Below are 6,000 nucleotides of genomic sequence, written 5' to 3' on the forward strand. Positions count from 1 at the left end.
GGCCTCCCTGCGGGCGGACCGGGCTGTTTCCTTTTCCGTTTCGGCCGTGGAATGGGACAGCCCAGGCCGTACCGCCGTCCACGGGGAGGGAAAGCGGCGAATGCGGCCGGACCGGTCGCGCGTTCGCGCGGGCGAGAAGGCGCGAGGTCTGAAGCAGCAAAAACCACGACAAGCACGACGAGAAGCACGGGCACGACGCGAGGGGACGGATGTTCACCATGGACGAGGCGGTCGGCTACGGCGAGAACGCGGTCGCGGTGGTCGGGCTCGCCTGCCGGTTGCCGGGAGCGCCGCACCCGCGGGACCTGTGGGACCTGCTGCGCGCCGGGCGCGACGCGGTCGGCCCGCCTTCGGAGAGCCGCCTGGCGGGCGAGCCCCGGCTCGCCGGCCTGCGGGGCGGTTTCCTGGATCGGGTCGACGAGTTCGACGCGGGGTTCTTCGGCGTCTCGCCGAAGGAGGCGGCGGCGATGGACCCCCAGCAGCGGCTGACGCTGGAGCTCGCCTGGGAGGCGCTGGAGGACGCCGGCATCCGGCCCGGCGACCTCGGGGGCACGCCGGCGAGCGTGGTCATCGGGGCGATGTCCGCCGACTACGCCACGCTCGTCTACCGGCAAGGAGAGGCGGCCATCACCCGCCACACGCTCGCCGGGCTCACCCGCGGCATCCTGGCCAACCGCGTCTCGTACGCGCTGGACCTGCGCGGGCCGAGCCTCACCGTCGACACCGCGCAGTCGTCCGCGCTGGTGGCGGTGCATCTGGCCTGCGAGAGCCTGCGCTCGGGCGAGGCGGCCGTCGCCCTCGCGGGCGGGGTGAACCTCAACCTCGTCCCGGAGAGCACGGCGACGGCCGAGCGGTTCGGCGGCCTGTCCCCCGACGGGCGGTGCTTCACCTTCGACGCCCGGGCCAACGGCTACGCGCGCGGAGAGGGCGGCGGGATCGTCGTGCTGAAGCCGCTGCGGCAGGCGCTGGCCGACGAGGACCACGTCTACGCGGTCATCCTGGGCAGCGCGGTCAACAACGACGGCGCGACCCCCGGCCTCACCGTCCCCGACGCCGCCGCCCAGGAGCGGGTCGTACGGCTGGCCATGGAAAGGGCCGGCGTCGATCCTGCTGCCGTACAGGTCGTCGAGCTGCACGGCACCGGCACCACGGTCGGCGACCCGATCGAGGCGGCGGCCCTCGGCGCCGCGCTCGGCGCGTCCCGGCCCGCGACGCGGCCGCTCCTGGTCGGGTCGGCGAAGACGAACGTCGGCCACCTGGAGGGAGCGGCCGGCATCGTCGGGCTGCTCAAGGCCGTGCTCAGCATCCACCACCGGGAGGTTCCGGCCAGCCTGAACTACGAGACGCCGAACCCCGGCATCGACCTCGACGCACTCAACCTGCGGGTCGCCACCGAACTCTCCCCCTGGCCGAGCCCGGACGCGCCGCTGATCGCCGGGGTCAGCTCGTTCGGCGTGGGCGGAGCGAACTGCCACGTCGTCCTCGCCGAGCCGCCGCCGGGAGCCGCGGCCCCCGGGCCGGGAGCGCCGCGCCGTACGACGCGGCGGACGGCTCGGGAAGAGGTCACTATCGGTGCCGGGCCGGTCCGGGAGGGCGAGGACGCCGGCCCCGGCGGGAGCGGCCCGGGCGTCGTCCCTCTCGTTCTGTCGGCTCGCGACCCGGCCGCGCTGCGCGAGCAGGCCGCCCGGCTGAGCGGCTCGGCCGCCCTCGACGCGGACCCGTCCGACGTCGCGCTGTCGCTGGCCACCGGCCGCACCGCGTTCGAACACCGGGCGGTCGTGGTGGGCACGGACCACGAGGACCTGCGGAAACGGCTGCGCGCGTTCGGCGCGGGCGACCTGGCGTCCGGAGCGGTGCAGGGCAGGGCGCGCGACCTCGGCGGCACCGTGCTCGTCTTCCCCGGCCAGGGCAGCCAGTGGACAGGCATGAGCAGGGACCTGGCGGACGCCTCTCCCGTCTTCGCCCGGCACCTGGCCGAGGTCGCCGAAGCCCTCCACTCCCACGTGGACTGGTCGCCCCGGGACGTGCTGTGGAACCTGCCCGGCGCGGCGTCGTTCGAAAGGGTGGACGTCGTGCAGCCCGCGTTGTTCGCCGTCATGGTGGCGCTGGCCCGGCTGTGGGAGCACTTCGGCGTACGTCCCGACGCGGTCATCGGCCACTCCCAGGGGGAGATCGCCGCCGCGCACGTCGCGGGCGCACTGTCGCTGGAGGACGCCGCCGCGATCGTGGTCCTGCGCAGCCAGGCGCTCGCCGCGATATCGGGCCGCGGCGGGATGGCCTCGGTCCCGCTGCCGCGTCCCGTGGTCGAAGCGCGGGTGGCCGAATGGGCGGGGCGCCTGGAGATCGGCGCCGTCAACGGCCCCTCGGTCACGGTCGTCTCCGGTGACGCGGACGCGCTGGACGAGCTCATCGCTCGGTACGAAGCCGAGGCGGTCGCGGTGCGGCGGGTGCGGATCGACTACGCCTCGCACTCGGCGCACGCGGAAGCCGTACGGGACCGGCTGCTGGCCTGCCTGCCGGGGCACCCGGCTCGGCCGAGCGGCGTGGCCTTCTACTCGGGGCTGACCGGCGGGCGGCTCGACACCGCGGAGCTGGACGCGGACTACTGGTATCGCAACCTGCGCCACACCGTGCGGTTCGACGAGGCCGTCGCGGCCGCGCTGCGTGACGGCCACACCGTGTTCGTGGAGGCCAGCCCGCACCCGATCCTGGTTCCGGGGGTCAGGGAGATCCTGGACGCCGCCGCCGCGCCGGACCTCGGACGGGTGGTCACCGGAACGCTACGCCGCGACAGGGGGGACCTGGGCGAGTTCCTCCGGGCGCTCGGCACGCTCCACGTCAACGGCGCGCACGTCGACTGGAGCCGTGCCGTACGGCCGGGCGCACGGCGCGTGCCGCTGCCCACCTATCCCTTCCAGCGTCGCCGGCACTGGATCGACACGGTCGCCGCGCCGGCGGAGCCGGGCGAGCGGCGGGCGCCGATCGAGTCCGCGCCGGTAGAAAGCCGGGAGGCGCACAGCCGGCAGGAGACATCCCGGGAGCCGGAGGTCGCGAGGAGCGAGCAGGCGTCGCTCGATCTCGTCCTGTCCGCCACGGCGGCCGTCCTGGGACACGCGGACGCGCGGAGCGTCGCACCGGACCTCTCCTTCAAGGACCTGGGGCTCGACTCACTGGGCGTGGTGGAGCTGCGGGACGCCCTGGCCACGGCCACCGGCCTGACGGTTCCCGCGACCGTCACGTTCGAGCACCCCTCGCCCCTCGCGCTGGCCCGCCACCTGCTCGCCCTGTCCGGGGGCGGGACGACCGCCCCCTCGGCGCCTCCCGCACCGGTGTCCGGGGAGCGGACGGCCGACGAGCCGATCGCGGTGGTCGCCATGGCCGGGCGGTACCCCGGGGCTGACAGCCCGGAGAAACTCTGGGAACTCGTCCTCGACGGCGCCGACGCCGTCACCGCCTTCCCCGCCAACCGAGGCTGGGACGTGGAGGCGCTGCACGACCCCGCCGAGGCGCGGCCGGGCACCTCCGTGACCGGTGAGGGCGGCTTCCTGCACGACGCCGACCGCTTCGACGCGGAGTTCTTCGGCATCAGTCCCCGCGAGGCGGCGGCCATGGACCCCCAGCAGCGTCTCCTGCTGGAGGTGGCGTGGGAGGCCTTCGAACGGGCCGGTGTCGTGCCGCGGTCGCTGGCCGGGACCCGCACCGGCGTGTTCGTCGGCATGATGCCCCAGGACTACGGCCCCCGGTTGCACGAGACGGCCGAAGGATCCGAGGGCTACGCCCTCACGGGCACGGCGACCAGCGTCGCCTCCGGGCGGATCGCCTACACCTTCGGGTTCGAAGGGCCTGCCGTGACGGTGGACACGGCCTGCTCGTCGTCGCTGGTCGCGCTGCACCTCGCCGTGCGGTCGCTGCGGTCGGGCGAGTCGGACCTGGCCCTGGCGGGCGGGGTGACGGTGATGTCGTCACCCGGCATGTTCACCGAGTTCTCGCGGCAGGGCGGGCTCGCTCCTGACGGGCGGTGCAAGGCGTTCTCCGCCGCCGCGGACGGCACCGGCTGGGCCGAGGGCGTCGGCCTGCTGCTGGTCGAACGCCTGTCGGACGCGCGCAGAAACGGTCACCCGGTGCTGGCCGTGATCCGCGGCACCGCCGTCAACCAGGACGGCGCCTCCAACGGCCTCACCGCGCCCAACGGGCTGTCGCAGCAGCGGGTGATCCTCCAGGCCCTGAAGGACGCCGGACTCGGTCCTTCGGATGTGGACGCGCTTGAGGCGCACGGCACGGGCACGAGGCTCGGCGACCCCGTCGAGGCGCAGGCGCTGCTGGCGACCTACGGACAGGACCGCCCCGCCGACCGGCCGCTGTGGCTTGGCTCACTGAAGTCGAACATCGGCCACACCCAGGCCGCGGCGGGTGTCGCGGGCGTCATGAAGATGGTGCTGGCCATGCGGCACGGCGTGCTGCCGAAGACGCTGCACGCCGACGAGGCGTCCCCGTACGTGGACTGGTCGGCGGGCCTGTCGCTGCTGACCGAGCCCGTGCCCTGGCCGGAGATCAGCCGCCCGAGACGTGCGGGCGTTTCGTCGTTCGGGATCAGCGGCACCAACGCCCACGTCATCCTCGAACAGGCACCCGACCAGGACGACACCCCGCAGGCGTCTCATGCCATCTCGCCGAACGGTTCCCTGAAAGCGTCCGCTGCCCAGAACCGCGGCCACCCCCTCCCCGCCGCATCAGACGGTCGTCGGGAGGTGCCGGGCACACGGGGTTCGGTTCCGGTGGTGTCGTGGGTGATCTCGGCCCGCCGGGAGGCGCTCACCGCTCAGGCCGCCCGGCTGGCCGATCACCTGGACCACCACCCCGAGCTGGACCCCGTCGATGTCGGCTACTCCCTGGCCACCACCCGCACCCACTTCGACCACCGCGCCGTCGTCACCGGCACCAACCGGCAGGAGTTGCTGGAACGCACCCGCGCCCTCGCCGACGCGACAACCCCGAATGGGGTGGTCACGGGCGTGACCCGGCCGGGCGGGGTCGCCTTCGTGTTCACCGGCCAAGGCAGCCAACGCGCCGGCATGGGACGCGACCTGTACGCCGCCTACCCCGCCTTCGCCACCGCCTTCGACCAAACCATCGACCTCCTGGACCAGCACCTGGCCGGGCACGCGCCGATACCGCTGCGGGAGGTGCTGCTCGGCCAAGCCGACCCCGGCCTGCTGGACCAGACGCTGTACACCCAGCCCGCGCTGTTCGCCCTGCAGACCGCCCTCACCCACCTGCTGGCCACCTGGGGCATCACACCGGCAGCGGTGGCCGGGCACTCCATCGGCGCCATCGCCGCCGCCCACACCGCCGGCATCCTCACCCTCCCCGACGCCGCCGCCCTCGTCACCACCCGCGCCCGCCTCATGCACACCCTCCCCCCCGGCGGCGCCATGACCGCCATCAACGCAGGACAGGCGGAGATCACGCCAAAGCTGGCCCGCTACCAGGGCAGGGTCACCATCGCCGCCCTCAACACCCCCACCTCCACCGTCATCTCCGGCGACACCCACGCCGTCACCCAACTCACCCAGCACTTCCGCGAACACGGCTACAAGGTCCGGCCCCTGACCGTCAGCCACGCCTTCCACTCCCCCCACATGAACCCCATCCTGGAGGAGTTCGAACACGCCGTCGCCGGGCTGTCCCTCACCCCGCCCACCGGACCGGTCATCCCCTTCGTCTCCGACCTCACCGGCCAGATCGCCACCCCAACCGACCTCACCGACCCCTCCTACTGGGCCCGCCACCTCCGCAACCCCGTCCGCTTCACCGACGTCGTACGGCGGCTGCACGAGGGCGGGGAGCCGGGCGAAGAAGTGCGAACGTTCCTGGAGATCGGGCCCGACGGCGTCCTGAGCGGGCTGATCCGCGAGACCCTCGACGGACAGGAGGACCTGGTCGCCGTCCCCGTGCTCCGCCGCGACCGCCCCGAACCCCACACCGCCGTCACCGCCGCCG

Annotated in this window: 1 protein-coding gene; it reads left to right on the forward strand. The window is 74.0% G+C overall.

Annotated features, from left to right (window positions below; translation table 11 throughout):
* Positions 1 to 218: 218 nt before the first annotated feature.
* On the forward strand, positions 219 to 6,000 hold a 5,782-nt coding region (locus IL992_RS44455), incomplete at its 3' end, for a type I polyketide synthase (RefSeq protein ID WP_226874931.1).

The sequence above is a fragment of the Microbispora sitophila genome (genome assembly GCF_014892245.1).
GTDB lineage: Bacteria > Actinomycetota > Actinomycetes > Streptosporangiales > Streptosporangiaceae > Microbispora > Microbispora siamensis.